Consider the following 22,940-nt stretch of genomic DNA (forward strand, 5'->3'; position numbering starts at 1 on the left):
CGGCTCACCCCTACGGCATCCCGATCATGCAGCATCTGACCATCGTCACCACCGGCGGCACCATCGACAAGATCTACTTCGATGACAAGTCGGACTACAAGATCGGCGCGCCGCAGATTGGCGAAATTCTCACGCAGCTCGGCGTTGCCTTTCAGTTCGATGTGATTCCGATACTGCGCAAGGACAGTCTGCATATGAATGCAGAAGATCGTGCGCTGATTCGTTCCACCATCGAAGCGCAGCCGCATCGTCATGTGCTGGTTACGCATGGCACGGACACGATGGTGGATACCGCCAAGGAACTCTCTGCGATCAAGGGCAAGGTGATTGTGTTGACCGGTGCGTTGAATCCAGCCCGCTTTCAGGGTTCGGATGCGGTGTTCAATGTCGGTTGCGCTGTCGCTGCCGTGCAGACGTTGCCTGATGGCGTCTATATCGCCATGAATGGCCGCGTGTGGGATCCGGCGAAAGTTCGCAAGAATCGCGATGCGAATCGCTTTGAAGAAGCGAGCAGCTAAAGTATTAACCCTCTCCCCTGCGGGGAGAGGGCTGGGTGAGGGGCAAACCTCGCGCGAAATTCGGGCGAAGCGCGCTTCGGCGCAGCTCAATCGCAAGATTGACCCCTCACCTCGATCCTCTCCCCGCAGGGGAGAGGAAGAAAAACTTAGAGGAAGCGAGCGGCTAAAGTATTAGCCCTCTCCCCTGCGGGGAGAGGGTTGGGTGAGGGGCAAACCTCGCGCGAAATTCGAGACGAAGCGCGCTTCGGTCCAGTTCAATCGCAAGATTGACCCCTCGTCTCGATCCTCTCCCCGCGGGGGAGAGGAAGAAAAGCGTTAGAGCATGCCGGTTTCGAGCTTGGCCACTTCCGACATCATCGACTGATTCCACGGCGGATCGAACACCAGATCCACATCCGCTTCGACAATCGTCGGAATCAATTCCAGCTTCGTGCGCGCATCGTCGATCAACACATCGCCCATGCCGCAACCGGGCGCAGTCAGCGTCATCTTCACGTACACCTTGCGCTGCTCGGGGCCGGCCGGCTCCAGGCTCACGTCGTAGACGAGGCCAAGCTCGACCACGTTGATCGGAATTTCCGGATCGAATACGGTACGCAGCTGCTGCCACACCAGCTTTTCCACATCGGCATCGCTGGCGTCGTCCGCAAGTTCCAGCGGCGGCGGTGGTTCCTTGCCCAGCGCATCAGCATCGTTGCCGGCGATGCGGAACAGATTGCCTTCCACGTACACCGTAAAACTGCCGCCCAGCGCCTGGGTGATGTAACCGACCTGGCCGGCCGGCAAAACCACGCTCTCGCCCTGCGGCACCATGACTGCGCTGCAGTCCCGCTCCAGAGTGAATGGTTCGCTGCTAAGACTGAAACCGCTCATGCCATCTCATCGATCGTTGTGGAAAGCCGCTTCGGCTTGCCCGGCCCTCTATTATGCCGGGGGCCTGTAGGGCCTGTCCCTACACATCAGGCTGAAACTACGAAATCTCAAGGGATGACGGGGGGAGAAAGACAGCGTATGCGGGTAAAATGGACGCTTTATGCGACAGGACTTTGCGTGACCGTGCAGCCTCTCAATCGCCGTTATCCGTCATGAGCCTGCGCCAGCTGATCGGCGAATGCTTCGCCCTGCTCTGCGCTGTGATGCTCGGCCTTGCGGCAGGTGCAATGTGGCTGCTACCCACCCTCTTCCTGCATCGGCAAATGCCGTGGATGGCCATACCCGTGGGCTGGCTGCTTGCGCATGCCACCTGCCAATGGGTGCATAAGCGTGCGTGGAATGCGGCAGCTCTTGCATCCATCGCGACCGTTGTCGCGACGGTTTACGTCCACGTGCTGGGTGCCGCGACCACGCTCTGGGAGATGACATCCGGTTACGGGTTGATGGGTGTCATACGCACCGCAGGCATTCCGATGCTGCTGGATCTGGCGCGTTTCGGTGTCAATTCAGGCGACATCGCCTGGTGCGTGGCCGGCATCGTCGTGGCCATCCTTGTATCGCTGCGCCTCTCGCGCAAGCCGGATCGGACGGCCAATTAGCCGTCCAGCGTCTTGAGTTCGGAAACCAGCTGCCCCGCAGCGGCCTGTCCGTCGCCGTACAACATGCGTGCGTTGTCGGCGTAGAACAGCGCGTTCTCGATGCCCGCAAAACCGGTGCCTTTGCCGCGTTTCACCACGATCACCTGTTTGGCGTCGGCGACGTCGAGAATCGGCATGCCGTAAATGGGCGATGACGGATCGGTCTTGGCGAGCGGATTGACCACGTCGTTCGCACCAATCACCAGCGCAACATCCGTCGCCGGAAATTCGGGATTGATGTCTTCCATGTCGACGATCAGGTCGTACGGCACGCCAGCTTCGGCCAGCAGCACGTTCATGTGACCCGGCATGCGCCCCGCCACCGGATGAATCGCGAATTTGACCTTCACGCCACGCGCCAGCAACAGCTGCGCAAACTCCCAAACCTTGTGCTGCGCTTGTGCGACGGCCATGCCGTAACCCGGCACGATCACCACGCGTTCGGCGTACGCCATCATCACGGCCGCATCCGCCGCTTCGATCGGCTTCTGGCTTCCGCCAATCTCTTGCGCCGCCGCGCCGGACGCGGCACCGAAACTGCCGAACAACACGTTGCCGATCGAGCGGTTCATCGCCTTGGCCATCAGCTGCGTGAGCAACGTACCCGCAGCACCGACCACCATGCCCGCGATGATCATCGCTTCGTTGTGCAGCACGTAGCCTTCGAATGCCACCGCCAGTCCGGTGAACGCGTTGTACAGCGAGATCACCACCGGCATATCGGCGCCACCGATCGGCAGCGTCATCAGCAGGCCAAACAGCAAGGCGAGCAAGAAAAAGGCGCCGATGAGCGGAAGGGTCAGATGCCCCATCGCGAGCATCACGCCAATCACCACGGCCGCTGCCAGAACCAGCATGTTCACGACGCGCTGGCCAGGGAAAACAAACCGCCGGTCCATCCAGCCCTGCAATTTGGCAAACGCAATCAGCGAGCCGGAAAAGCTCACCGAACCAATCAACGCACCTAGCACACCCAGCGCCAACGCGACGGGACTCAATGGCGCGATAACCGTGGCAACACCGTGCAGTGGTGACCAGCTTTCCGGCGCCAGCGGAAATGTATTGGGCGCCACGACACCGTTCACGGCGGCCAAACCGCCCACATGGCTGATCAGCTCCGTCGCACCAATGGCGGCCGCCGCGCCGCCGCCCATGCCGTTGTAGAGCGCCACCATCTGCGGCATCGCCGTCATCGCCACCCGGCGACCCGACCACCACGCGGCCGCCACGCCAATCAGCACGGCGCCGATGATCAGCCCGCGATTCTCCATGTCCGGCAGGAACAGGGTGGCGATCACCGCCAGCAACATACCGTAACCCGCCCACACGATGCCGCCCCGCGCGGTGCGCGGCGAGCTCATGCGTTTGAGGCCTAGGATGAAAAGAAGGGCTGCGAGGAAGTAACAGGCGTCGATCAGAGTCTGCAGCCAGGCCATCACTTGGCCTCCCCGCTACCCTTCCCGGGCTTGCTGGTCTTGAACATCTCCAGCATCCGTTCGGTGACCACATAGCCACCGGCCGCATTGCCGGCCCCCAACAGAACGCCCACAAATCCAATGGACATCTCGAATGGGGTACGGGCGTGGCCTAGCGCAATCATGGCGCCAACCAGCACAATGCCGTGGATGAAGTTCGAGCCCGACATCAGCGGTGTATGGAGAATGACAGGTACCCGCGCGATGATTTCGTAACCCGTGAACGCAGCCAACATGAAGATGTAAAGCGCCAGGAACCCGTCAAGCATGTGTTTCCCCCGCCAATCAGCCAGATACGACGCATCATACGGTGTCTGGTTGCCGTTCACTAAGTCAACCCGTGCGCGCGTCACGCGTTGATGTCGAGAGTCGAACAGATGGAGCCACGGGATGCCCGTCCAGACGATTCGGAAACTGGCGCCATGAACAGCGTCTCGGCAGTCTTTGAGTCGGATCTCCTGGTCCAGGAAGGCCGGGCCGTGCCCGCCAGCCTGGATGCTTTCCTGGCCAGCATGGAGCGCCGGGCCTTCCGCATGGCCGAGTTGCATCTGGGTCATCGCGAAGATGCCCTGGATGCCGTGCAGGACGCCATGCTCCGGCTGGTCAAGCATTACCGTGACAAACCGGCTGAGGAATGGACGCCGCTGTTCTGGGGCATCCTGCGCCGGCGTATCGTAGATATTCAGCGCCGACGCAAGGTTCGCTCCATTGTGGTCGGCTGGCTCGGCGGCGGTCACGACGACGACGGCGACGAACTACCCGTGTGGGAACCGGCCGATACCGGTCCGGACCCGCTCGAAAAATTGCACGGCGAACAGTCTTTTGCCGATATGGCAGCAGCCGTGAAGCAGCTTCCGCAGCGTCAGCGCGAAGCCTTCATGCTGCGCGTACTGGAAGGCCTGGATGTGGCTGAAACCGCACAGGCGATGGGCTGCTCGGAAGGCAGCGTCAAAACGCATCTCTCGCGCGCGATGCAACATTTGCGAGAGGAACTGGAGGAGTGGCGATGAACTCGTCCGACAAAGATTTCGAAAAGCGCGCCCGCGCGCTCTATCAGGAAGCCGCTCACCGCGTTGATCCGGTGACGGCCGGTCGCCTGCGCGCTGCGCGCCGCACGGCACTGGAAGCGGCCAAGACTCAGGCGTCGCCGCATCACCGTGCGCGCGTGTTGGTACCCGTCGGTGCGCTGGCCGCGATGGCCCTGGCTGCGTTGATGATCTGGCAACCGACACCCGGGTCGCACGACAACTCGTCCAACCAGCAGGCTGCCGTTCCGGTCGCTGCCGAACAGGACGTCGAAGCGTTGCCGCCGGGTACTGACAAGACCGATCCTACCCTGTACCAGAACCTCGACTTCTACAGCTGGTTGGCTGCCAATCAGAGCGGCAGCAGTAACCAGCCCAAAAACTGAGCCATGCTGCCACGTCGACATCGCCTGCCCGCCCTGTTCATCCTGACCCTTGGTTTCATGGCCGCGGCGCCGTCGTACGCGCAGAACGCACCCGTTGTACATCCGTGGAATTCCCTGTCGCCGACCCAGCGTAATCTGCTCGGTCCGTTTCAGTCACAGTGGGATTCCTTCCCACCGCGCAAGCAGGAACGCTTGCTTGACCGCGAAAGGAATTGGGAATCGATGCCGCCGGAACGCCAGGCGCAGATCCGCAGCAATATCGAACGCTGGCAGCAGATGACGCCGGAAGAGCGTCAACAGGCGCAGCAGAACCAGCATCTGTACGAGACGCTGCCGGCCGACAAGCAGCAGCAGCTGCATGACGCCTTTCAGCGCTTCCAGCAACTGCCGCCTGCCCAGCGCGACGCGTTGCGTCGTCAATGGCAGCAGCAATCGCCGGAGCAGAAGCAGCAATGGCTGCACCACCTTGGCCCTAATTCCACGCTTCCGGGTAAGCATGCCTTCGGCATGCCAGGGCGCTGACGGCGCCCATCGCCGTCATTTTTCTAACACGGTCGCGACAACGCTTGTGAAAACTCGTTTGCCGCCAAGCTACGCGGCAAAGATTTTTTCACCACCTCGCGTCACACAACTTTTTGCGACAAGCTCGTCGTTGAAGTCAGGCTGCAGGCTGTTTTCGCGAATGAGCAGCTCGGCGAAGTTGTAGACGTTGCGCGCATACATTTCCGACGCATGCAGCGGCGCACCCGCTGCAAGATTCAACGGACCGAGAATGGTCACACCACCGTGCTCGACGCGCTCGCCAGGTTGCGTCAATTCACAGTTGCCGCCGCTATCGGCCGCCAGATCCACAATCAACGCACCGGGCTTCATACCCTCCACCATCGCCTTGGTGAGGATTTTTGGCGCCGCGCGACCCGGTACGGCTGCAGTGGTGACAACGGCGTCGAAGACTTTCAGATGATCGGCCAGCGCCTGCTGTTGCGCGGCGCGTTCTTCGGCCGTCAGTTCGCGCGCATAACCGCCACTGCCTGCGGCACTGACACCCAGATCGAGAAACTTCGCGCCCAGCGATTCGATCTGTTCGCGTGTTTCCGGGCGCACGTCGTAACCTTCGATTTGCGCACCCAAGCGCCGCGCTGTCGCAATCGCCTGCAGTCCCGCAACACCCGCACCAATGACCAATACGCGCGATGGCCGGATCGTGCCAGCCGCGGTTGTCAGCATCGGGAAAAATTTCGGCGAGTTCTCAGCCGCAATCAGCATGGCGCGATAACCCGCCACCGCGGCCTGCGAACTGAGCACATCCATCGCCTGCGCGCGCGTGGTACGCGGCAGCAATTCCAGCGAGAAGGCGGTCACCTTGCGTTGCGCGAGCGCTTCGATACGCGTTGGCGCACCATGTGGACGCAACTGCCCGACCACGATGCTGCCTTCGCGCAAGCGAGTGATCGACGCGTCTTCGGGCGGTAACACGCACGCCAGCAAATCGGCTTGCTGCAATACCTGATCCTTGTCAGCGAACTCGGCATCGCCGTAGCTTGCATCCGGAAATCCCGCCGAGCTGCCCGCGCCATGCTCAAGCAATACGCGTACGCCCTTGCCATGCAATTTTTTTGCGACTTCGGGCGTGATGGCCACACGCCGCTCGCCAGCGGCCGTTTCACGCAATGCAGACACGGTGATCGACATCGGTTTTCCCCAGCGGAATCGTTTGAGCATCCTAGCCGATGCCCGTGTCGAGGCGAACTCCCATAAGCGCCTGTCTGCGGCCCCTGCGCCAACAGACTCTTGGGTTAGACTGGTCAGCCCGCCAGCGACGGAGTTCCGGATGTCGACGCAGCCAGTCAGCTCTGCCCTGCTGGAACTTGCCCGCGCCACGCGCGACAAGGCGTACGCGCCGTATTCGAATTTTCATGTCGGCGCCGCCCTGCAAACAAGGGACGGTCGTCAGTTTCCTGGCTGCAATGTCGAAAACGCGGCTTACGGTTTATGCAATTGCGCCGAACGCACCGCCCTGTTCAGCGCCATCGCCGCCGGATGCAAACCCGGGGATTTCACCGCCATGGCCGTGATTGCCGATACACCCGAACCCGTCACACCTTGCGGCTCGTGCAGACAGGCGCTTGCCGAGCTGTGCGACGGTGATATGCCCGTGCTGCTGGCGAATTTGAATGGTGCCACGCGGCTCACCACCGTTGCCGCTTTGCTACCTGATGGCTTCCTGCTGAAGCGGTCGGGCTAAGCCGATTCGAGAGGGCAAATTCTGGCGGAAACACGTACGGTTGTAGGATAGCGATTTACACCCCGACGGCCTCCCCATGCACGACGCGCTTTCCCTGCTTCAACAACGCCACTCGGCGCCCTCCCGCCAGCTCGGCGAGCCCGCACCGGATGCGGCGACATTGCGTGCTTTGCTTGAAGCATCCATTCGCGTGCCCGATCACGGCAAACTGGTTCCGTTTCGTCTGATCGAACTTCGCGGCGATGCAAAGCTTAGGTTCGGAGCACAGCTGGCCGAACGCGCCATTCGCCGCGATCCGAATCTGGCCGACTCCAAGCGCGAGAAAGAACGCAATCGCTACACATACGCACCGTTGGTAATCGTGGTAATTGCCCGCTTGCACGATGACGCCGGCATTCCGGAGATCGAACAGAAACTCTGCGCAGGCAATGTGGCGTACAACTTGCTGCTGGGAACCTACGCGCTGGGTTTTGGCGCGCAATGGCTAACCGGCTGGGCCGCGTACGATCCTGAAGTGGCCGCACTGTTGGGCCTCGCCAAAAATGAGTGCGTGATCGGCTTCGTGCACATCGGTACGCCACAGACCGAAATCCCTGATCGCGATCGTCCTGCTGTGGATGATCTGCTCAGCCAGTGGCAGGGCTGACAGGATGCCCGCATCCAGCCGTCCCACTGCGCACCTGATCGACGGCAGTCTCTACGTGTTTCGTGCCTGGCATTCGATGCCGGATGAATTCCACGATGCGGAAGGCCATCCCGTCAACGCGGTGCATGGCTACACACGATTTCTGTGCGAGTTGCTGGAACGCGAAAAACCCTCGCACCTTGCGGTGGCGTTCGATGCATCGCTGACCACGTCGTTTCGCAATGCGATCTACCCCCATTACAAAGCCAACCGCGAATTGCCGCCGCCGGATCTGGAACGGCAATTCGTGCAGTGCCGCGCCGTGACCGAAGCGTTGGGCGTGCGCGTGATGATCGATCACACCTACGAAGCGGACGATCTGATCGGCAGCGCGCTGTGGAGTTTGCGCGGACATGGATTTCGCAGCGTGATCGTCTCCGCCGACAAAGACTTCGGTCAGCTGCTGGGCGAGCATGACGAGCAATGGGATTTTGCGCGCAACACGCGCTGGGGACCAGCGGGCGTGTACGAACGTCTCGGTGTACGCCCCGAACAGGTCGCCGATTTTCTCGCCCTCTGCGGCGATGCGGTCGACAACATACCTGGCGTACCCGGCGTCGGGGCGAAAACGGCGGCGGCGCTGCTTGCACATTTCGGCAGCCTGGACGATTTGCTCGATCGTGTCGAAGAAGTCGCGTTCCTGCGCATACGCGGTGCCGCAAGCTGTGCCGCGAAACTGCGTGAGCATGCGGAATCGGCACGTCTTTATCGCCGGCTGACACGTATCGCATTGGATGCACCCGTCGAAGCAAGCGCGGAAGCATTGGTGCGTCAACGCAGCGGCGACAAAATCGAATCGCTATCCGAACAACTCCGCTTCGGCCCACTCACGCGCAACCGTCTGCGCGCACTGTGCAGTGCACAGGATTAATTCATAGGGAAATACTCGCCATGTCGACGAAGCATACGGATAGCAAACCCAGCGATGCCAACGCCCCGGTCGAGACCTTGTTTGAAGGACGCTGGCTCAGCATGCGCCGTCGCGGCCGCTGGGAATACGCCGAACGCAACAACCCGGGCGGCGCAGTCATCATTCTGGCCGTGACGCCCGAAGACAAGATTCTGTTCGTACAGCAATACCGGGTCGCCGTGCAGCAGTTCACCATCGAAATGCCGGCGGGCCTGGTCGGCGATCTTGCCGACAAACACAACGAAAGCGCATTACTGGCTGCACAGCGCGAGCTGGAAGAAGAAACCGGCTATCGCTGCGGCAGCGTGACCTTCGTGCACGAAGGTCCGTCGTCATCGGGTATGAGTAGCGAAATCATTGCCTATGCGCGCGCGCATGACCTTGTGAAAGTCGGCGAAGGCGGTGGCGACGAAAGCGAGAGCATCATCGTGCACGAAGTGCCGCGCAAGGAAGCTGGCGCATGGTTGCTCGCACGCGCCAACGAAGGTTTTTCCATCGATCCGAAGCTTTTCGCGGGTCTGTGGTTTATCGAACATGCCGACCTGTTCGGTTGATTCGATTACGGCTGCCCCGCTTTTTCCTTGGTCAGCTCAGCATCGAGATTTTTATCAGCGTCGGCAGCATAGGCTTTGCACGCTGCCGTATCGATGAGCGCATCAGGGTGAGCCCCCGTTTGGCGCCGCTGCACCCTGTCCCAGAAGTTGCTCTGATCGGGGTGCGGCGTTAGCAGGATGTCGCAAGGGAGTGCCGCGACAGTGGCAATCGACTTGCGAAAATCCTCGACACGGTGTGGATGCTTTGCATCATCGGTGTAGCGAAATGTTTTGTTGGTGTATGCCGTGAGACTGTCGGCATATGCGACGTTCAAACACGTATTTCCTTCGCAACTGTGCCACGTCCACGACATGCTGCCGGGCGTATGTCCGGGTGTGGCGTGTCCCGTGATCTCGACACCGCCAAAATTCACCACCTCGCCATCGCGCACCGCTCGTACGTGATGTACAGGCGTGTAGGTCGGTGCAAGACCAAATTGAGGATCTTCCGGATCAGCACCGCCCAGCTCCAATGCATGCGCACCGGGCGCACTGGCGAATACCTGTGCGCCGCTATCGTGCTGAAGCTGAGCAATGCCGCCAGCGTGATCGGAGTGTGCGTGCGAGTTGAGAATCCAATGGACATCGCTCACGCGAAATCCGAGCGCCTTGATATGTGCCTCAATGAGTGGCGCAGATTCGGGCAAGTCACCGTCGATCAAGACCAAGCCGTGCGGAGTGGAAATCAGAATCGACGACAAACCATGTGGACCCACGTAATACGTGTTTCCGAAAACCTTGAATGGTGTCTGTGGAGCATTCCAGGTTGCACGATCCTGCGCACTTACCGAAGACCAGGCCGAAGACCACATCGCGCAACAGGCAAGCGCAACGCCAAGTGAAAAGCGAACGGACATGACGAACTCCATCGTGGGGTCGCGGCGATGGTCCATCGCCGCGCGGTCCTTGCAGAGGCGTAAATGAGGCAACGCCGTGGCTATAAATGCGAATGGCTTCTCAGCGTCTTCACACGCCACGCGGTCAATACCGCGCCCACAAGCGCCAGACCGCCCCACTCGCCTACCAGCGTGCTGTCGTTGCCCAGCCACATAACGCTGGTGACCGCACCGACGACCACCATGGCAATCGCAGGCGTCAGGATCGGATCGATGCGTTCGTAATGCCAGCGCACCAGCAAACCTACGCCGGCCACAGCCAGGAGCAGACCGATCACATCGCGCAGCCAGCGGAATTCCGGCGGCACCGGCAAATCAGGGAAGATGTCGGAGATCGGCACGTCACCCACTTGCACGGCGTAACCGACACCGTCTTGTGCATCGCTGGCGGGAATCAACCGGTTGCCGTCCACTTTGGCTACGACCGTAACGGTTTGCGTCGGAACCGCTTCCCAGCCCACGCGAATATCGCCCACCTGCGGATTGGACGGAACGGCACTGGTGACGAGGTGCCCGTCGTACAGACTAAAGCTCGCCGCGAGATTGCTCGGCAAATTACGCAAATCCGGCGACACCGGTTGACTACCTTCCAGCGCGTGCAGCAGCGTCGTTGAGAGCACGAAGTCGTTGAGTCGCACGGCCCCCGCATAAAACTGCTGGCTCTGGATCGGAAGCGCGCCCGGATTGGTGTGCCCTTCGGGATGAACGAAATGACTGGAGTCGATCGGCTTGTCTTCCCAATCGAGTTCGTAGGCCGGCGGCCCACCGAATTGGGTTTCATGCCACTGGAACATTTGCACGTGGCGAATCAGGACCGGCTGCGGGGTCTGCTGATTGAATTGCTGATCGAGCGGCGATTCGACCACCTGCAAATCGCCGACGACGCGCACCATGTAACCCTGCTCGTCGCGATCCGGCCGCCCAGCCGTTCCCAGATCGAGAACATCGCCACCGTGGCGGCGCATTTGCGTCTGATAGTCGATCTGTCCTTTTTCGGTAACGGCAGTAAGGCCGACACCGATGAGAAGAATCACCGCTCCCAAAGCGGGCAACACCAATTCACGGAATGATGGAGGGGCCTTACGCTCGCCGCTCATCGAACCTCCGGTTGGTTGTCGCGGGACGGTGCTGTTGGTTTAGAGCAAGGCACCGCGCAATTCGGGCTGCTCCTCGGACGTACCATAGCGCCCACGCTCGTCGCGTGTCACGCGGGCCGTGGCGCAGGCGTGATCATGCGTGAAAAACAACCTCACGTTGCGTGAAAGCTTGTCGTCCAGGAAGACGCGCTTTTCTTCGATCAAGGCTTCCGGGAAGCGGTCGTAGCCCATGGTGATGGGAAGGTGGACCCAGTGCTTGCCCGGAATCAGGTCGGCGCAAAAAACTACGCCCGCGCATTCCGCCAGCATCAATCCCGGTGTATGACCGTCTGAAAAATGGAAGCGGACAGCCTGCCCCAGTGCCTGCGAATACTCGCCGGCCACCAGCTCCAGACGGCCGCTCTGCAGCAACAACGACTGCAACTCGGGAACAAAGGAAGCGCGATCACGCGGATGCGGCTTCATCGCACGCTGCCAATGTTGGGCACCGACCAGAAATTTTGCATGGGGAAACAGCAGGCTCGGCGTCTTGCCCTCCTCCCATGCCGCAAGCAAACCGCCGGCATGATCGAAGTGCAGGTGCGAGAGCACCACGACGTCGATGTCTTCATGCGAAACGCCCGCCTCGGCGAGCGAATCCAACAAGACGTGGTGACTTTCCACGACACCGTAGCGTTCACGCAGCGCCGGTTCGAAGAACGCACCGATACCGGTTTCGAACAGCACGTTGCGGCCGTCGAGATCTTTCACCAGCAGGCAACGGCACGCGAGCGGGATGCGGTTGAGTTCGTCCGGCGCAATCCAGCGCGACCACATCGCTTTGGGCGCATTGCCGAACATCGCGCCGCCATCGAGCTTTTGCGAATTACCGTTGATCGACCAGAACTGCATGACCACTACCCCACATCAAAGACGTCGCACTCAAACGCCTTTCGCCGATGACGAAAGGCGTTTGAAGCAGTTGCGCGTTATTGCACTTTGCCCAGGCCGTCAGCGCGGCGCGGATCGCTGGCTGCATCGACCTTGTTCGTGCGGCGGTCCCAGATCACCACATTCATGAAGCCCCAAGGCTCGCGCTGCTTGAGCGTGTAACCCATTTTGGTGAGCGCTTCGCTGGTCGATGCGTCGAAAGTGCCCGGCTCCGTCATGACCACATCCGGCATGTATTGATGATGGAAGCGCTTGTGCGCGGCAACGTCGTGCGCATCGCCGCCGTCGATAAAGGCAAGAATGCCTTCCAGCACCTGCGTGATGATGGTCGAGCCGCCTGGCGAGCCGATCACCGCCGTGCGATCAGGACCGATGACAATGCTCGGCGACATCGACGACAGCATGCGCTTGCCCGGTTCCGGCGCATTCGCCTTGCTGCCAAGCAATCCATAGACATTGGGCTTGTTCGGCACCAGGGCGAAGTCGTCCATCTCGTCGTTCAGCAGCACACCCGTGCCATCGGCAACGAAGGTGGAACCGAGCACGTAGTTCACCGTTGCGGTAATCGCCACCATGTTGCCGTCAGCATCGATGATCGAGAAATGCGTGGTGTGCATACCGGGATCTTCGCCGCTCGAAGGCGCAAGCATCGACGACGGCGTGGCCTTGTCGGGCAAGATGGTCTGACGCAAACCGTCGGCGTAATACGGCGACAGCAGCATGTTGAGCGGCATCTTCACGAAGTCCGGATCGCCCAGATAATCGTTGTGGTCGCGGAACGCGCGGCGCATCGACTCGATCACCAGATGCACGCGATGCACCTGATCGACTTTGGTCAGATCGAAACCGGAAAGAATGTTGAGGATTTCGGCAATGGCCACACCGCCGGACGACGGCGGCGGCGCAGTAATGATCTTGTAGCCGCGATAATCGAGCGTGATCGGCAGGCGCTCTTTCACGCTGTACGAGGACATATCTTTCAACGTCCAGTTGCCGCCAGCAGCGTGGACAGCATCGACGATCTTCTTTGCCGTTTTGCCGCTATAGAAACCAGCGTTGCCGTATTGCGCGAGCAATTGAAGCGTGTGTGCCTGATCCGGATCGCGCCAGATATCACCCGCTGCCGGCACTTTGCCGTTCGGCAGGAATTTAGCCGCCGATGCAGGCCAACGCTGAAGATTTTTCTGTTCGTCTTCAATGGAACCGAGCAAACGGTTATCGGGTTTGAAACCGTCGCGTGCCGTGCGGATGGCGGGTGCAAGCGAATCGGCCAAGGGCAATTTGCCGTAGTGTTTGGCAAGCCACACCAAGCCCGCCGGTTCGCCCGGAATGCCTGCGGAGAACGGCCCCTTCAACGCCGTATCGCGATTGGGCGTGCCATCCGGATTGAGGTAATCCTTGGGATTGACGGCTGCAGGTGCCGTTTCGCGCGCGTCGATAAAGACATCGCGATTGCCGGAAGCAACGTGCATCGTGGCCATGAAGCCACCGCCAATGCCCGAGCTTTCCGGTTCCACCACGGAAAGCGTGGACGCCACCGCAATCGCCGCATCAAAAGCGTTGCCACCTTTGGCGAGCACTTCGAAACCCGCCTGCGTCGCCAGCGCATTGGCGCTTGCGATACCGGCATGACCAGGACGCAACGCAAGCGGCGCAGTCTTGGTGGAAGGTGTCGGATTGTCGGCTGCGAAGGCAGCGCCGGTAGTCAGGACAAAACCAATAAGCAGCACGTGCCAGCGCAACGCAACCTTCATGCCTTGCTCTCCATCAGATGGGTGTATTTGTCGTGCAGTTGCTCGTGCGTTTCGGTATGCGCGGGGTCGATGATGATGCATTCGACCGGGCACACCACCACGCACTGCGGTTCGTCATGGTGACCGATGCATTCGGTGCACAACGAAGGATCGATGACGTAGTACTCCTCGCCAAGCGAAATCGCCTTGTTAGGGCAGACGGGTTCGCAGACGTCGCAGTTGACGCAGGTGTCGAGGATCTTGAGGGACATGCCGGACAAGTTTACATGGGCATACGCTTATTGTGCGAAGCAACAAAAGCGCATAAGCACAAGCACATCGGCGAAATGCCGAAAAAGCAGCGAGATAGCGCCCGGTTATCTGTACTGAAGTACGGGTGGGCGTATACCGAAGGCGGCGAGGATGCCCTCGCCGCCTTGGCGATGTCTTACATCGTGACGTAGCGAATGGTGGCGCCGGTCGGCTGCAGCGCCTGTTCCACGCGCTGCTCGTCGGCCTGATCGCCGATCACCAGAACGATGACGCCTTTGAAGGAACCGGGCTTGGCACCCTTGAAGGCATCGACGACGAAGTCGCCGGTCTTGCCCGAGTTGGAACCGCCGAAGGCAAGCAGGTTGCCCGGCAGCACGCCGCGAGCGACGTCGTCCTGCACGTTGCTCAGCTGGCGATCGCGCGAATCGTTGGAGGCATCGTCGTTACCGGCCGGCACCAGGAAGGCGTACGGCTGGCTGGCGGTCATGCCCTGCATGTTCTTCTGCACGATCTGGCCCAGGTAAGCACCCCAAGCCTTGCTGTCGTTCGGATCGGCCGGCTTGGTCAGCTGCTGGACCTGCTGCGTTTGCTGCTGCCCGTTGTCGCCCTGGTTGTTGCACGCGGACAGAGCCAGGCAGCCCGTCAACGCAAGGGCCGTGGCGATGAGAGTGAGTTTACGCATAGTTATCCCCTTCGGTTTCGGGTTGCTTTTTATGCCAGCGCTGCCGCATGGCTTGTTGGACCGCGGGATGCACGAAACCGGAAATGTCACCACCCAGGCGACCGATCTCGCGTACCAGCGAGGAAGAAATGAAGCTGTACTGCTCCGCTGGCGTCAAGAATAGCGTCTCTACCTTCGGAATGAGATGCCGATTCATGCTCGCGAGCTGAAATTCGTATTCGAAATCAGACACGGCGCGCAAACCGCGAAGGATGACGCCTGCACCGATCTGCTCGACAAACTGCGCCAGCAGGTTGTCGAACCCGCGCACTTCCACATTCTTCAGATCGGCCAGCGCCAGACGCGCGAGCGAAATGCGCTCCTGCAGCGTAAAGCCCGGACCCTTGCCCTTGTTCGGACTTTCGGCAACCGCCACTACCACGCGCTCGAACAAAGGCGCGGCACGCGCCACTAAATCGGCGTGGCCGTTGGTGATGGGGTCGAAGGTGCCCGGATAAACCGCGAGGCGTGTATTGACCGGTGGATTGTTCACGAAAAAGTGCTTTCGCGGGGGAAAGCATTAGCTTAACGGAATGGTCTAGGTCCGGCGATAGAGCGCATAGCGCACCTCGCCAGCCTGTCCTTCGCGATGCGGCATCCAATTGGCTGGAACAACGGGTGCCATTGCACGCGGGAATTCCACATATACCCATGCAGAGGCCGTCAGCCACCCGTGCTGCTCCAGTTGCTGCGCCAACGGCGTCCAGAGATTCAAGGCGAAGGGCGGATCGAGAAACACCAATCCGAACGGTTGCGGCGTTCCTTGCAGATAACGCCCGGCATCGAGGCCCGATACAACGCCGCCGTCTGCCTTGAGCCTTGCAAGGTTGCCACGGAGCGCCTCGGCCGCGGCGCCATCCGGCTCGACAAACTGCACCGTGCCGGCACCGCGCGAAAGCGCCTCGATACCCAACGCGCCAGTACCCGCACATAGATCCAGCGCCCGCACCCCCGCGATGGTGGGTGCCAGCCAGTTGAACAGCGTCTCGCGCACGCGCTCGGGCGTGGGCCGCAGCCCGGGCAGGTCTGGCACGTTCAAGCGGGAATTGCGCAAGTGACCGCCAATGATGCGGATTCGGCCAGACACAGGCTTCATGCGCCGTAGTCCTCAGCGGCCAGTACAGGTCGGGGTGATAGCATGATCGGTATTGTCTTTGAATATCGCCCCTCATGCTCAAGTTCTGGAAGAAGAAGCCTGCCGATAACGGCGCCGGGGAAAACGAGGAAGCGACGGATCAGGCCCCAGCGCAACCCATCGCGCAGGGAACGCCCCCTTCCGTCGAAGCGCCCGTTGCAGCGACCGAGACATCGGCCGAAGCGCCTGCGCGCCGTAGTTGGCGCGAGCGCCTGTCTGGCAGCGTTTTTTCGCGTGGCATTTCAACGTTGTTCTCCCGCCATCCCAAGCTCGACGACAGCTTGCTGGATGAATTGGAGACCACGCTGATTACTGCCGACGTCGGCATCGAAGCGAGCACCTCGCTCGTGGAGACGTTGCGCAAACGTATGCACAAGCGCGAGTTCGCCGATGCTGACGCATTGCTGCGCGCGTTGCGTCAGGAACTGATCGCATTGCTCAAGCCGGTGCAGACGTCGCTCGACATCGCAGGCCACAAACCCTTCGTCGTTCTCACAGTCGGCATCAACGGCGCGGGCAAGACCACCACCATCGGAAAACTCGCCCGTCGCTGGCGCGATGAAGGCAAACAAGTACTGCTGGCCGCTGGCGATACATTCCGTGCCGCCGCTGTGGAGCAGCTCAAGACATGGGGCGAACGCAATCAGGTGCCCGTGATTTCGCAAGGCCAGGATGCCGATGCGGCCAGCGTGATCTTCGACGCACTTCAAGCCGCGCGTTCACGCCATGCCGACGTGTTGATTGCCGACACTGCCGGCCGTCTGCATACGCAAGGAGGCCTGATGGACGAATTGGGCAAGATTGCGCGCGTGCTCAAAAAGCTCGATGCCGATGCGCCGCATGAAGTGCTGATGGTTATTGACGGCACCACCGGCCAGAACGCGGTGAATCAGGTACGTCAGTTCCGGCAGATTGTCGGTGTGACCGGCTTGGTCGTCACCAAACTCGACGGCACCGCCAAAGGCGGTGTGGTGTTCGCGCTGGCGCGCGAATTCGGCTTGCCGATTCGCTTTGTCGGCCTGGGTGAAACCGCCACCGACTTGCGCGTGTTCGATGCGGAGGCGTACGTCGATGGCCTGCTTCCTGCCGAATTCGCCAAAACATAAATGACCTTTCCGCGACCACTCCGTCTGTTGCTGATCATCACTGGCAGCGTGCTCGGTGTCGTCGTGCTTGGCGTACTGGCGTCGCTTTATCTGTTGCTGCAACCGGATCGTTTTACCGCGATGTTGCAGGAGCAAGCCAAGGAAGCAGGTCTGCAATTGACGCTATCCAGTCCCGCGAGCCCGACGCTGTTTCCGCGCCCTGCATTGCAACTGGAAGGCATCACGCTGATCGCCACCGATACAGGTTCGCGCGATACCAACATGCCCATCCTGCTCGCCGCAAACGGCCGGCTGGTGCTTCCTTGGCGCACGCTACTTGGCGGTCCGGTGGTGATCTCGCGCATGCAGATCAATTCACCGCGCGTCGATCTGGATGCGTTGCAGGCATGGCTGCTCGCGCTGCCGCCGCAGTCGACCAGCGTACCCGAACAGATACCGCGCATTGCGACAGGTGTACGCATTCGCAATGGCAGTCTGGTCGAAGGCAACAGCCAATGGTTGAGCGATGTGTCGCTCGATACCGGCCGCCTTGCGCCGAATCAGGCGTTCTGGATAAATCTGTCCGGCAAGGAACCCAACGGCACGCTTTTGCAGCTGCAACTCTCAAGCACTCTAAGCATCGACAAGGGTGCCTTGTTGCTCAACGAAATTACGGTACATGCTTCAGACAGCAGCGCTACCGAAGTGCACCTAGCGGGGCATGCACGCTGGAACGGCGCGGCAAACGCAACGCTGGCGCTGCAAGGCAAGTTCTCTCAGAAGGATGAAGGCAACTACGATGCTGCCGTCATGCTCACGCCAGCGAGCCAGGACAACCCGCTGTTGCTTCACCTTACGCTGCTCGGCACGAATAATCATGTCGATCTGGCGCTGCCGCCATTGGGATTGGCGCACTGGTGGAATCAGATGGCCAATCCGCAGGAGCCAAAGCTCTCCGCGCCGCCCGGTAATGGGCAAATCAACATGGCCTCACTCGATATCGGCAAAGTGCATATCGAAGGCTTGAGCGTGCAAACCGGCGATGCCGTGCCCGCCGATGCGCAAAGTGTTGCGCCGCCCGCAAAACCTGTCGCACCGCATCCGCAGTGACCACGTTCGCCAACGCCCTGCTCGCCTGGTTCGATCGTCATGGCCGTCACGACCTGCCGTGGCAACATCCACGCGATGCATATCGCGTGTGGCTGTCGGAAATCATGCTGCAGCAGACGCAAGTGAGCACGGTCATTCCGTACTTCCAGCGTTTCCTGGCGAAACTGCCTACGCTGGGCGATCTCGCCACGGCGGACGAAGATACCGTGCTCGCGTTGTGGTCCGGTCTTGGCTATTACCGGCGCGCGCGTTTTCTGCATCGAGCAGCGCAACGATGCGTTGAATTGCACAACGGTGAATTGCCGCGCGAATTCGATGCGCTTGCCGCACTACCGGGCATCGGTCGCTCCACCGCAGGCGCCATCCTCGCGCAGGCCTATGGACTGCGTTTTCCGATTCTTGACGGCAACGTGAAACGTGTACTGACGCGATACCACGGCATCGCTGGACATCCCGGCGAACGAGAAGTCGAAAAACAACTCTGGCTGCGTGCAGACGAACACACACCCGCAGAACGCACAGCGGATTACACCCAGGCGATCATGGATTTGGGCGCCACGGTATGCGTGCGCGCGCGCCCGCTGTGCGACGCGTGCCCGATGCGTAACGAGTGCATCGCGTTCCGCGAAAACCTCACCGCGCAATTGCCGACACCGAAACCCGGGAAATCCATTCCGACGCGCAGCACGATCATGCTGATCCTGCGCGACACCGAAGGCCGCATGCTTCTGCAGCGTCGCGGTGCACAAGGCGTATGGTCCGGCCTGTGGAGCCTGCCGGAAGCCGACGATACCGACAACGCATGGCGCGAAGCCCAGCGCCACGCCCGCATCGACGACGCGCAATCGCTAACGCCGTTCCTGCATGTCTTCAGCCACTATCGGCTTAAGATTCAACCCTTGCTGTTCGACAGCGCAGCACCCGCACACGCAATCGCCGATAATGCAGATCTGCGCTGGTGCGCCATCGCCGACCTGCCCGCACTCGGCCTCCCTGCCCCGGTGCGAACCCTGCTGATGGCGCTGCCGGAACCTACAGAAGAAGAGAAACAACCATGAGCCGCACCATTCACTGCGCGAAACTCGACATCGAGGCGGAAGGCCTGGATTTTGCCCCCTGGCCCGGCCCGCTGGGCCAGCGCATTTACGCCGAAATCTCCAAACCCGCGTGGCAGCAATGGCTGAGCCACCAGACCATGCTGATCAACGAATACCGTCTCAACCCGCTGGATCCGAAATCGCGCAAGTTTCTAGGCGAGGAAATGGAGAAATTCTTCTTTGGCGGCGACGTAAAAACCCCGGAAGGCTACGTCGCGCCCGAGTCCAAGTCTTGACGCACGGCCGCCCATCCGATTTAATGTGCGGCTCCACGCAACACCGATAGCCCCAGCGGCTGTCCACCCTGGCCGGGTAGCTCAGTTGGTAGAGCAGGGGATTGAAAATCCCCGTGTCGGCGGTTCGATTCCGTCCCCGGCCACCATGTTCTCGAGCCAAGACTTTGACCGGTCTTGGCTTTTTAGTTTCTGGGGTATGCACGCCCCACGCATCCACTCGCACGTGGATGTATTCTCGCTCCTCCATGAGCCAACCCTCCCCGACGCGTTCCTCTTTCGATCCCTTTGCATTAGGCATCTTCGTGCTGGTGTGTTTGGGGTTGAACTACGCAATCGTTCACCGATCGGGAGTCGTCAACGTCGGCCTTCAACTCTTCTATGTGGCGTGGCTCGTCATCGGTTCAACGTGGCCTTGTTGGAAACGATGGAGGCGCCAACATCGTCGGCGAGACTAACGCTATCGCGCACGGATATTCGCCGTGGAAGGCATGACAGGAGTCGCCGTTCATTGAAATTGCGCCCTACGCCTGCGCACTATGCCAGCACTGTCTAATGCAAGTCCGAGCTAAATTAGGCAATATGGACGTCAATACCGCAGGACGAAATCTTTAACTTGGCGCGAGTGTTTTGTCGCCGAGCCACATGAACGACAGACTCCCCTGTTGCCATTATTTTAAGGAAGGGAAATTACATGGACAGCAAAAAGCTTCTTTGCTTTGCATTACTCGCTTCAGTGACCAGCCTGAGCCACGCCAGCGGTTTTTTCGTAAACACCAGTCTCGGCGAAACGAATTTCTATCCGCAATCCAATGTGTATGACTTCTATGGACACAGTCATACGGAAGCGTTGCGCGTTGGGTATCGATGGACAAGCGGTGCGTTTTCATACGGACTGGAAACTGGATACGCGAACCTCGGCCACAGTCACCAATATTACGGTCATCTCATAGGATTCACCAATTTGAGTGAACGCATTGATGGCCCGGTGCTCGGCGCCAATCTGAAGTATTCGCTGCCGATGGGTTTCTACGTATCCGCGCGCGGCGGTTTTTTCAGGTCCACCGATCATCAAATATCCAAAGAAACCAGTTGGTCCTTTTTTCCGTACCCGCAAACTACCTACACGACCAGCGCCAACGTCTCCGGTATGGGAAGTTATTTCGGCGTCGGCATCGGATATGACATCAGCAAGTCATTTGGCGTTGGCCTCAATTACGACCGCTATCGCGCTCATGTTGTCACCAACTACCAAGAAATATTATTCGACGTAACGCCTCGAGTGGATGCCTACACGCTCACCGCAGAATATCGATTCTGATTTTCACGACGGCACCCCATTTGGATTGGCACGGAGCATTCATTACGGCGCGCCACGAGCATATCCAGCTTGTACCTCGATATGCTCAGCGCCACCAATTCTGCTTTTTTGGCGGGCACCCCCCGTCGTTGCCGCGCAAGGAGGCGCTGAATTCAATGCGCTCCCAATCGCTTGGACCAGGCTCCAATCTTGCGTACTGCGCCCCAGCTGATCGAGCCGTGCGATTCGCTTTGCATGAGACGCTGGCTGATTACACGAAGCACCTGGGCCATCAGCATGCATTCCTCTTCGGGCTTCAGCGCCTTTACGGCTGAGCTGGAGGTTTCATTGAGTCGCATGTCGAAGTCTGGGGCTTCCAGGCCATAGGAGTCGACAAGCCAATTGTTGATGTGTGCAAAGCGCTGCATCAGAGTTGCTCGCTCGTGAGACGTTAATGCACTCTCAAGCGCGAATTCATTTGATACGGCGTTATCGGATCGAAGCCACGCGAGCAGACTCCTGCGCAATTGGTTGGCTTCGTGATACGCATCCGGTGTGCCTGTGCGCACCGCTTCGCGCCATGTCGGTAGACATTGATTGATGCCGTGAAGAATTCGCGCTTCATACAGGCTGATGCGCTGATTGATGCGTCCCACCGATTCGAATTCAGACAGATCAACGTGTTCCAGTCCGGCGCAATGCAAGAAATCGGCGGCAAGCCCGCTTCTGCACGCGCTTGCATAGGATCTGACCGTCACAGCATCGCGACCGAATACCGCTTGCCAATCCTCCACAACCTGCAGCGGATTGAAACGGCGAACGTCAGGTGAAATGCGATCGATCGGTATCCAGTCACGGCTACCGCAACACAGATCTGTGGACAACGCGCTCAATGCCATCTCGTCCTGTCTGCGCACATAAAGAATGACTTGCACCGAGTGTGCGGAAAGATGTCCAGCCAATTCGTATATCGCAGCGAGGTCAAAACGCGAGGACATATGTTCGGCACTAAGCAGAACGCAGTCGCTGCGCGTGCGATCGATCAAGCGATTTAAATGCTCCATCATCAAAGCAACGGGTTGCTTGGAAGATGGGCTGATGAAGTCGCATCGATCCGATGAGAGAAATGCGGCAGCAATAGGATGGTGCGCTCGTTGCGCGCACAGCAGACTATCTGTGGGGTATAGAACGCCGTACCTTTTACGCAGCAAATTCGCATTCGCATGCAACGTGTGCTGCAGATAGGTCGTCCCAGTCTTTTCACTTCCAATGTGAAGAAGAACCTGCGCCACGTATTTTCCCCTGGCTGAAAGAAAGCAGCTGGCGCCCGATTCGTCGTCAGCTTGGCGCAAGAATAACGTAAGTCTTGATGAAAGCCAGACGAAGGCTTCGACTATTTTTCTCGTAAAATCATGCTGTTCCGATGCAACTTGCGATTTTCTCGCAATATCTTGCTTAACAGCACTTTGAAACGCAGCAACCGGAAAAAGAAAAGAGCTTGAGACGGCTTTGCCAGCGAATCTGGCGCCGAAGAATATCTATGGATCCTTGACGCGTTGTGCACCTGCCCCACACAGAAAAAATTTCACATTCACCCAACTCGTGTGAATCAACGGAAGGGTGTCATGAGCACGTTTTATATCCCCTACTGTGAAAGCCAAGCCGCAGAATGGCGTGTGGTAGAGAACGGTAAGACGCAGCTTTTTCACTCCCGCCGCGAGGCGCTCGTGTTTGCCATCGACCGATGCAAGGAGGCTCGGGCGTCCGGGGATCCTTCGGCGGTAATCAGCATCGAGGGAAACGACGGCCAATGGCGAGCATTTGATAGCCGCCTGCTGCCGGCCGCCGATGAACCTCCGGCCTGGAATGCCATGGTTCGCCACTGACGACTTGCACCCGCCCCGCCCGGGCTCAAGTAACCG

29 protein-coding genes and 1 tRNA gene are annotated in these 22,940 nt (G+C 59.7%); 17 read left to right on the forward strand and 13 right to left on the reverse strand.

What is annotated here, in order from left to right; genetic code table 11:
* The first annotated feature begins 26 nt into the window (after window positions 1–26).
* Complete coding sequence (locus EKH79_RS07555) at window positions 27–518, forward strand: asparaginase domain-containing protein (protein ID WP_126673198.1); 492 nt, start codon at window positions 27–29, stop codon at window positions 516–518.
* A 315-nt stretch (window positions 519–833) separates the two neighbouring features.
* Here EKH79_RS07555 and sufT read toward each other — a convergent pair whose 3' ends face one another.
* Window positions 834–1,391 (reverse strand): putative Fe-S cluster assembly protein SufT, encoded by a 558-nt coding sequence (gene sufT / locus EKH79_RS07560; RefSeq protein WP_126673199.1) that lies wholly within the window; start codon window positions 1,389–1,391, stop codon window positions 834–836.
* Window positions 1,392–1,603: 212 nt separating this feature from the next.
* Here sufT and EKH79_RS07565 point away from each other — a divergent pair, with 212 nt between their 5' ends.
* On the forward strand, window positions 1,604–2,050 hold the full coding sequence (locus EKH79_RS07565) for a hypothetical protein (RefSeq protein WP_126673200.1): 447 nt from the start codon (window positions 1,604–1,606) through the stop codon (window positions 2,048–2,050).
* Here the strand turns inward: EKH79_RS07565 and EKH79_RS07570 are convergent.
* Together EKH79_RS07570 and EKH79_RS07575 are read right to left on the reverse strand one after the other, a co-directional pair.
* Window positions 2,047–3,525: an NAD(P)(+) transhydrogenase (Re/Si-specific) subunit beta gene (locus tag EKH79_RS07570; RefSeq protein WP_126673201.1), complete on the reverse strand. Its 1,479-nt coding sequence runs from the start codon at window positions 3,523–3,525 to the stop codon at window positions 2,047–2,049. The genes EKH79_RS07565 and EKH79_RS07570 overlap by 4 nt on opposite strands.
* On the reverse strand, window positions 3,525–3,833 hold the full coding sequence (locus EKH79_RS07575; RefSeq protein WP_126673202.1) for an NAD(P) transhydrogenase subunit alpha part 2: 309 nt from the start codon (window positions 3,831–3,833) through the stop codon (window positions 3,525–3,527). Before EKH79_RS07575 ends, EKH79_RS07570 begins: the two co-directional genes overlap by 1 nt.
* Window positions 3,834–3,986: 153 nt before the next feature.
* Here EKH79_RS07575 and EKH79_RS07580 point away from each other — a divergent pair, with 153 nt between their 5' ends.
* Genes EKH79_RS07580 through EKH79_RS07590 form a run of 3 tightly spaced genes read left to right on the forward strand, consistent with a single transcriptional unit; the run spans window position 3,987 to window position 5,497 of the window.
* Window positions 3,987–4,574 (forward strand): RNA polymerase sigma factor, encoded by a 588-nt coding sequence (locus EKH79_RS07580; RefSeq protein WP_126673203.1) that lies wholly within the window; start codon window positions 3,987–3,989, stop codon window positions 4,572–4,574.
* Window positions 4,571–4,975 (forward strand): DUF3619 family protein, encoded by a 405-nt coding sequence (locus EKH79_RS07585; RefSeq protein ID WP_126673204.1) that lies wholly within the window; start codon window positions 4,571–4,573, stop codon window positions 4,973–4,975. The genes EKH79_RS07580 and EKH79_RS07585 overlap by 4 nt, the downstream gene beginning before the upstream one ends.
* A gap of 3 nt (window positions 4,976–4,978) precedes the next feature.
* Window positions 4,979–5,497 (forward strand): DUF3106 domain-containing protein, encoded by a 519-nt coding sequence (locus tag EKH79_RS07590; RefSeq protein WP_126673205.1) that lies wholly within the window; start codon window positions 4,979–4,981, stop codon window positions 5,495–5,497.
* A gap of 69 nt (window positions 5,498–5,566) precedes the next feature.
* Here EKH79_RS07590 and EKH79_RS07595 read toward each other — a convergent pair whose 3' ends face one another.
* Complete coding sequence (locus tag EKH79_RS07595) at window positions 5,567–6,667, reverse strand: NAD(P) transhydrogenase subunit alpha (protein ID WP_126673206.1); 1,101 nt, start codon at window positions 6,665–6,667, stop codon at window positions 5,567–5,569.
* 139 nt (window positions 6,668–6,806) lie between these two features.
* On the opposite strand from EKH79_RS07595, the gene cdd reads away from it, so the two are divergent.
* The 4 genes from cdd to EKH79_RS07615 all read left to right on the forward strand — a co-directional run bounded on the left by cdd (window position 6,807) and on the right by EKH79_RS07615 (window position 9,369).
* Entirely contained in the window at window positions 6,807–7,220 is a 414-nt protein-coding gene (gene cdd / locus EKH79_RS07600) for a cytidine deaminase (protein ID WP_126673207.1), read from the forward strand.
* 76 nt (window positions 7,221–7,296) lie between these two features.
* Window positions 7,297–7,866: a nitroreductase family protein gene (locus EKH79_RS07605; protein WP_126673208.1), complete on the forward strand. Its 570-nt coding sequence runs from the start codon at window positions 7,297–7,299 to the stop codon at window positions 7,864–7,866.
* Window positions 7,867–7,870: 4 nt separating this feature from the next.
* Window positions 7,871–8,776 carry a 5'-3' exonuclease gene (locus EKH79_RS07610; protein ID WP_126673209.1) on the forward strand — a complete coding sequence of 302 codons (906 nt, stop codon included), beginning with the start codon at window positions 7,871–7,873 and terminating at the stop codon, window positions 8,774–8,776.
* 20 nt (window positions 8,777–8,796) lie between these two features.
* On the forward strand, window positions 8,797–9,369 hold the full coding sequence (locus EKH79_RS07615) for an NUDIX hydrolase (protein ID WP_126673210.1): 573 nt from the start codon (window positions 8,797–8,799) through the stop codon (window positions 9,367–9,369).
* A gap of 5 nt (window positions 9,370–9,374) precedes the next feature.
* Here EKH79_RS07615 and bla read toward each other — a convergent pair whose 3' ends face one another.
* The 5 genes from bla to EKH79_RS07640 all read right to left on the reverse strand — a co-directional run bounded on the left by bla (window position 9,375) and on the right by EKH79_RS07640 (window position 14,336).
* Window positions 9,375–10,265, reverse strand: a complete 891-nt coding sequence (bla, locus tag EKH79_RS07620) for a subclass B3 metallo-beta-lactamase (protein WP_233590238.1) — start codon at window positions 10,263–10,265, stop codon at window positions 9,375–9,377.
* Between the two features lie 80 nt (window positions 10,266–10,345).
* Window positions 10,346–11,401, reverse strand: a complete 1,056-nt coding sequence (locus tag EKH79_RS07625) for a TMEM43 family protein (RefSeq protein ID WP_126673211.1) — start codon at window positions 11,399–11,401, stop codon at window positions 10,346–10,348.
* Between the two features lie 39 nt (window positions 11,402–11,440).
* Complete coding sequence (locus EKH79_RS07630; RefSeq protein ID WP_126673212.1) at window positions 11,441–12,292, reverse strand: MBL fold metallo-hydrolase; 852 nt, start codon at window positions 12,290–12,292, stop codon at window positions 11,441–11,443.
* Window positions 12,293–12,369: 77 nt separating this feature from the next.
* Window positions 12,370–14,085: a gamma-glutamyltransferase gene (gene ggt, locus EKH79_RS07635; RefSeq protein WP_126673213.1), complete on the reverse strand. Its 1,716-nt coding sequence runs from the start codon at window positions 14,083–14,085 to the stop codon at window positions 12,370–12,372.
* Window positions 14,082–14,336 carry a YfhL family 4Fe-4S dicluster ferredoxin gene (locus tag EKH79_RS07640; RefSeq protein ID WP_126673214.1) on the reverse strand — a complete coding sequence of 85 codons (255 nt, stop codon included), beginning with the start codon at window positions 14,334–14,336 and terminating at the stop codon, window positions 14,082–14,084. Before EKH79_RS07640 ends, ggt begins: the two co-directional genes overlap by 4 nt.
* Window positions 14,337–14,351: 15 nt before the next feature.
* Here EKH79_RS07640 and EKH79_RS18860 point away from each other — a divergent pair, with 15 nt between their 5' ends.
* Window positions 14,352–14,528: a hypothetical protein gene (locus tag EKH79_RS18860; protein ID WP_158621213.1), complete on the forward strand. Its 177-nt coding sequence runs from the start codon at window positions 14,352–14,354 to the stop codon at window positions 14,526–14,528.
* On the opposite strand, the gene EKH79_RS07645 is transcribed toward EKH79_RS18860, so the two are convergent.
* The 3 genes from EKH79_RS07645 to rsmD are packed head-to-tail and all read right to left on the reverse strand — an operon-like array spanning window position 14,513 to window position 16,154.
* On the reverse strand, window positions 14,513–15,019 hold the full coding sequence (locus EKH79_RS07645; RefSeq protein ID WP_126673215.1) for a hypothetical protein: 507 nt from the start codon (window positions 15,017–15,019) through the stop codon (window positions 14,513–14,515). The genes EKH79_RS18860 and EKH79_RS07645 overlap by 16 nt on opposite strands.
* A complete protein-coding gene (coaD, locus tag EKH79_RS07650) occupies window positions 15,012–15,551 on the reverse strand; it encodes a pantetheine-phosphate adenylyltransferase (RefSeq protein ID WP_126673216.1) in 540 nt (179 codons plus the stop codon). Before coaD ends, EKH79_RS07645 begins: the two co-directional genes overlap by 8 nt.
* Before the next feature lie 45 nt (window positions 15,552–15,596).
* The gene (gene rsmD / locus EKH79_RS07655) at window positions 15,597–16,154 is read right to left on the reverse strand and encodes a 16S rRNA (guanine(966)-N(2))-methyltransferase RsmD (RefSeq protein WP_126673217.1); all 558 of its coding nucleotides are present in this window, start codon (window positions 16,152–16,154) and stop codon (window positions 15,597–15,599) included.
* A gap of 74 nt (window positions 16,155–16,228) precedes the next feature.
* Here rsmD and ftsY point away from each other — a divergent pair, with 74 nt between their 5' ends.
* The 6 genes from ftsY (at window position 16,229) to EKH79_RS07685 (ending at window position 21,039) form a co-directional block, all read left to right on the forward strand.
* Window positions 16,229–17,299, forward strand: coding sequence for a signal recognition particle-docking protein FtsY (gene ftsY, locus EKH79_RS07660; protein WP_126673218.1), 1,071 nt, complete (start codon window positions 16,229–16,231; stop codon window positions 17,297–17,299).
* Window positions 17,300–18,388 (forward strand): AsmA family protein, encoded by a 1,089-nt coding sequence (locus tag EKH79_RS07665; RefSeq protein WP_126673219.1) that lies wholly within the window; start codon window positions 17,300–17,302, stop codon window positions 18,386–18,388. It begins immediately after the preceding gene.
* Window positions 18,385–19,446, forward strand: coding sequence for an A/G-specific adenine glycosylase (gene mutY / locus EKH79_RS07670; protein WP_126673220.1), 1,062 nt, complete (start codon window positions 18,385–18,387; stop codon window positions 19,444–19,446). The genes EKH79_RS07665 and mutY overlap by 4 nt, the downstream gene beginning before the upstream one ends.
* Window positions 19,443–19,721 (forward strand): oxidative damage protection protein, encoded by a 279-nt coding sequence (locus EKH79_RS07675; protein ID WP_126673221.1) that lies wholly within the window; start codon window positions 19,443–19,445, stop codon window positions 19,719–19,721. Before mutY ends, EKH79_RS07675 begins: the two co-directional genes overlap by 4 nt.
* Window positions 19,722–19,791: 70 nt before the next feature.
* Window positions 19,792–19,867: transfer RNA gene (locus EKH79_RS07680), tRNA-Phe, on the forward strand.
* A gap of 545 nt (window positions 19,868–20,412) precedes the next feature.
* Window positions 20,413–21,039, forward strand: a complete 627-nt coding sequence (locus EKH79_RS07685; protein ID WP_126673222.1) for an outer membrane protein — start codon at window positions 20,413–20,415, stop codon at window positions 21,037–21,039.
* 152 nt (window positions 21,040–21,191) lie between these two features.
* Here the strand turns inward: EKH79_RS07685 and EKH79_RS07690 are convergent, their stop codons facing one another.
* On the reverse strand, window positions 21,192–22,085 hold the full coding sequence (locus EKH79_RS07690) for a hypothetical protein (protein ID WP_126673223.1): 894 nt from the start codon (window positions 22,083–22,085) through the stop codon (window positions 21,192–21,194).
* A gap of 558 nt (window positions 22,086–22,643) precedes the next feature.
* On the opposite strand from EKH79_RS07690, the gene EKH79_RS07695 reads away from it, so the two are divergent.
* The gene (locus EKH79_RS07695) at window positions 22,644–22,904 is read left to right on the forward strand and encodes a hypothetical protein (protein ID WP_126673224.1); all 261 of its coding nucleotides are present in this window, start codon (window positions 22,644–22,646) and stop codon (window positions 22,902–22,904) included.
* The last annotated feature ends 36 nt before the right edge of the window (window positions 22,905–22,940 follow it).

The organism is Dyella dinghuensis (genome assembly GCF_003977615.1).
GTDB lineage: Bacteria > Pseudomonadota > Gammaproteobacteria > Xanthomonadales > Rhodanobacteraceae > Dyella_B > Dyella_B dinghuensis.

Bases quoted from the DNA above. Each gene is read 5' to 3' on its own strand.
- EKH79_RS07695 (WP_126673224.1), top strand. From the start codon at position 22,644: ATGAGCACGTTTTATATCCCCTACTGTGAAAGCCAAGCCGCAGAATGG.
- EKH79_RS07610 (WP_126673209.1), top strand. From the start codon at position 7,871: ATGCCCGCATCCAGCCGTCCCACTGCGCACCTGATCGACGGCAGTCTC.
- rsmD (WP_126673217.1), bottom strand. From the start codon at position 16,154: ATGAAGCCTGTGTCTGGCCGAATCCGCATCATTGGCGGTCACTTGCGC.
- bla (WP_233590238.1), bottom strand. From the start codon at position 10,265: ATGTCCGTTCGCTTTTCACTTGGCGTTGCGCTTGCCTGTTGCGCGATG.
- ggt (WP_126673213.1), bottom strand. From the start codon at position 14,085: ATGAAGGTTGCGTTGCGCTGGCACGTGCTGCTTATTGGTTTTGTCCTG.
- EKH79_RS07570 (WP_126673201.1), bottom strand. From the start codon at position 3,525: ATGGCCTGGCTGCAGACTCTGATCGACGCCTGTTACTTCCTCGCAGCC.
- EKH79_RS07590 (WP_126673205.1), top strand. From the start codon at position 4,979: ATGCTGCCACGTCGACATCGCCTGCCCGCCCTGTTCATCCTGACCCTT.
- EKH79_RS07690 (WP_126673223.1), bottom strand. From the start codon at position 22,085: ATGATGGAGCATTTAAATCGCTTGATCGATCGCACGCGCAGCGACTGC.
- EKH79_RS07675 (WP_126673221.1), top strand. From the start codon at position 19,443: ATGAGCCGCACCATTCACTGCGCGAAACTCGACATCGAGGCGGAAGGC.
- EKH79_RS07595 (WP_126673206.1), bottom strand. From the start codon at position 6,667: ATGTCGATCACCGTGTCTGCATTGCGTGAAACGGCCGCTGGCGAGCGG.
- EKH79_RS07575 (WP_126673202.1), bottom strand. From the start codon at position 3,833: ATGCTTGACGGGTTCCTGGCGCTTTACATCTTCATGTTGGCTGCGTTC.
- EKH79_RS07640 (WP_126673214.1), bottom strand. From the start codon at position 14,336: ATGTCCCTCAAGATCCTCGACACCTGCGTCAACTGCGACGTCTGCGAA.
- EKH79_RS07645 (WP_126673215.1), bottom strand. From the start codon at position 15,019: ATGCGTAAACTCACTCTCATCGCCACGGCCCTTGCGTTGACGGGCTGC.
- EKH79_RS07665 (WP_126673219.1), top strand. From the start codon at position 17,300: ATGACCTTTCCGCGACCACTCCGTCTGTTGCTGATCATCACTGGCAGC.
- EKH79_RS07630 (WP_126673212.1), bottom strand. From the start codon at position 12,292: ATGCAGTTCTGGTCGATCAACGGTAATTCGCAAAAGCTCGATGGCGGC.
- EKH79_RS07685 (WP_126673222.1), top strand. From the start codon at position 20,413: ATGGACAGCAAAAAGCTTCTTTGCTTTGCATTACTCGCTTCAGTGACC.
- EKH79_RS07605 (WP_126673208.1), top strand. From the start codon at position 7,297: ATGCACGACGCGCTTTCCCTGCTTCAACAACGCCACTCGGCGCCCTCC.
- cdd (WP_126673207.1), top strand. From the start codon at position 6,807: ATGTCGACGCAGCCAGTCAGCTCTGCCCTGCTGGAACTTGCCCGCGCC.
- ftsY (WP_126673218.1), top strand. From the start codon at position 16,229: ATGCTCAAGTTCTGGAAGAAGAAGCCTGCCGATAACGGCGCCGGGGAA.
- EKH79_RS07625 (WP_126673211.1), bottom strand. From the start codon at position 11,401: ATGAGCGGCGAGCGTAAGGCCCCTCCATCATTCCGTGAATTGGTGTTG.
- EKH79_RS07555 (WP_126673198.1), top strand. From the start codon at position 27: ATGCAGCATCTGACCATCGTCACCACCGGCGGCACCATCGACAAGATC.
- EKH79_RS07565 (WP_126673200.1), top strand. From the start codon at position 1,604: ATGAGCCTGCGCCAGCTGATCGGCGAATGCTTCGCCCTGCTCTGCGCT.
- EKH79_RS18860 (WP_158621213.1), top strand. From the start codon at position 14,352: ATGGGCATACGCTTATTGTGCGAAGCAACAAAAGCGCATAAGCACAAG.
- EKH79_RS07580 (WP_126673203.1), top strand. From the start codon at position 3,987: ATGAACAGCGTCTCGGCAGTCTTTGAGTCGGATCTCCTGGTCCAGGAA.
- EKH79_RS07615 (WP_126673210.1), top strand. From the start codon at position 8,797: ATGTCGACGAAGCATACGGATAGCAAACCCAGCGATGCCAACGCCCCG.
- EKH79_RS07585 (WP_126673204.1), top strand. From the start codon at position 4,571: ATGAACTCGTCCGACAAAGATTTCGAAAAGCGCGCCCGCGCGCTCTAT.
- sufT (WP_126673199.1), bottom strand. From the start codon at position 1,391: ATGAGCGGTTTCAGTCTTAGCAGCGAACCATTCACTCTGGAGCGGGAC.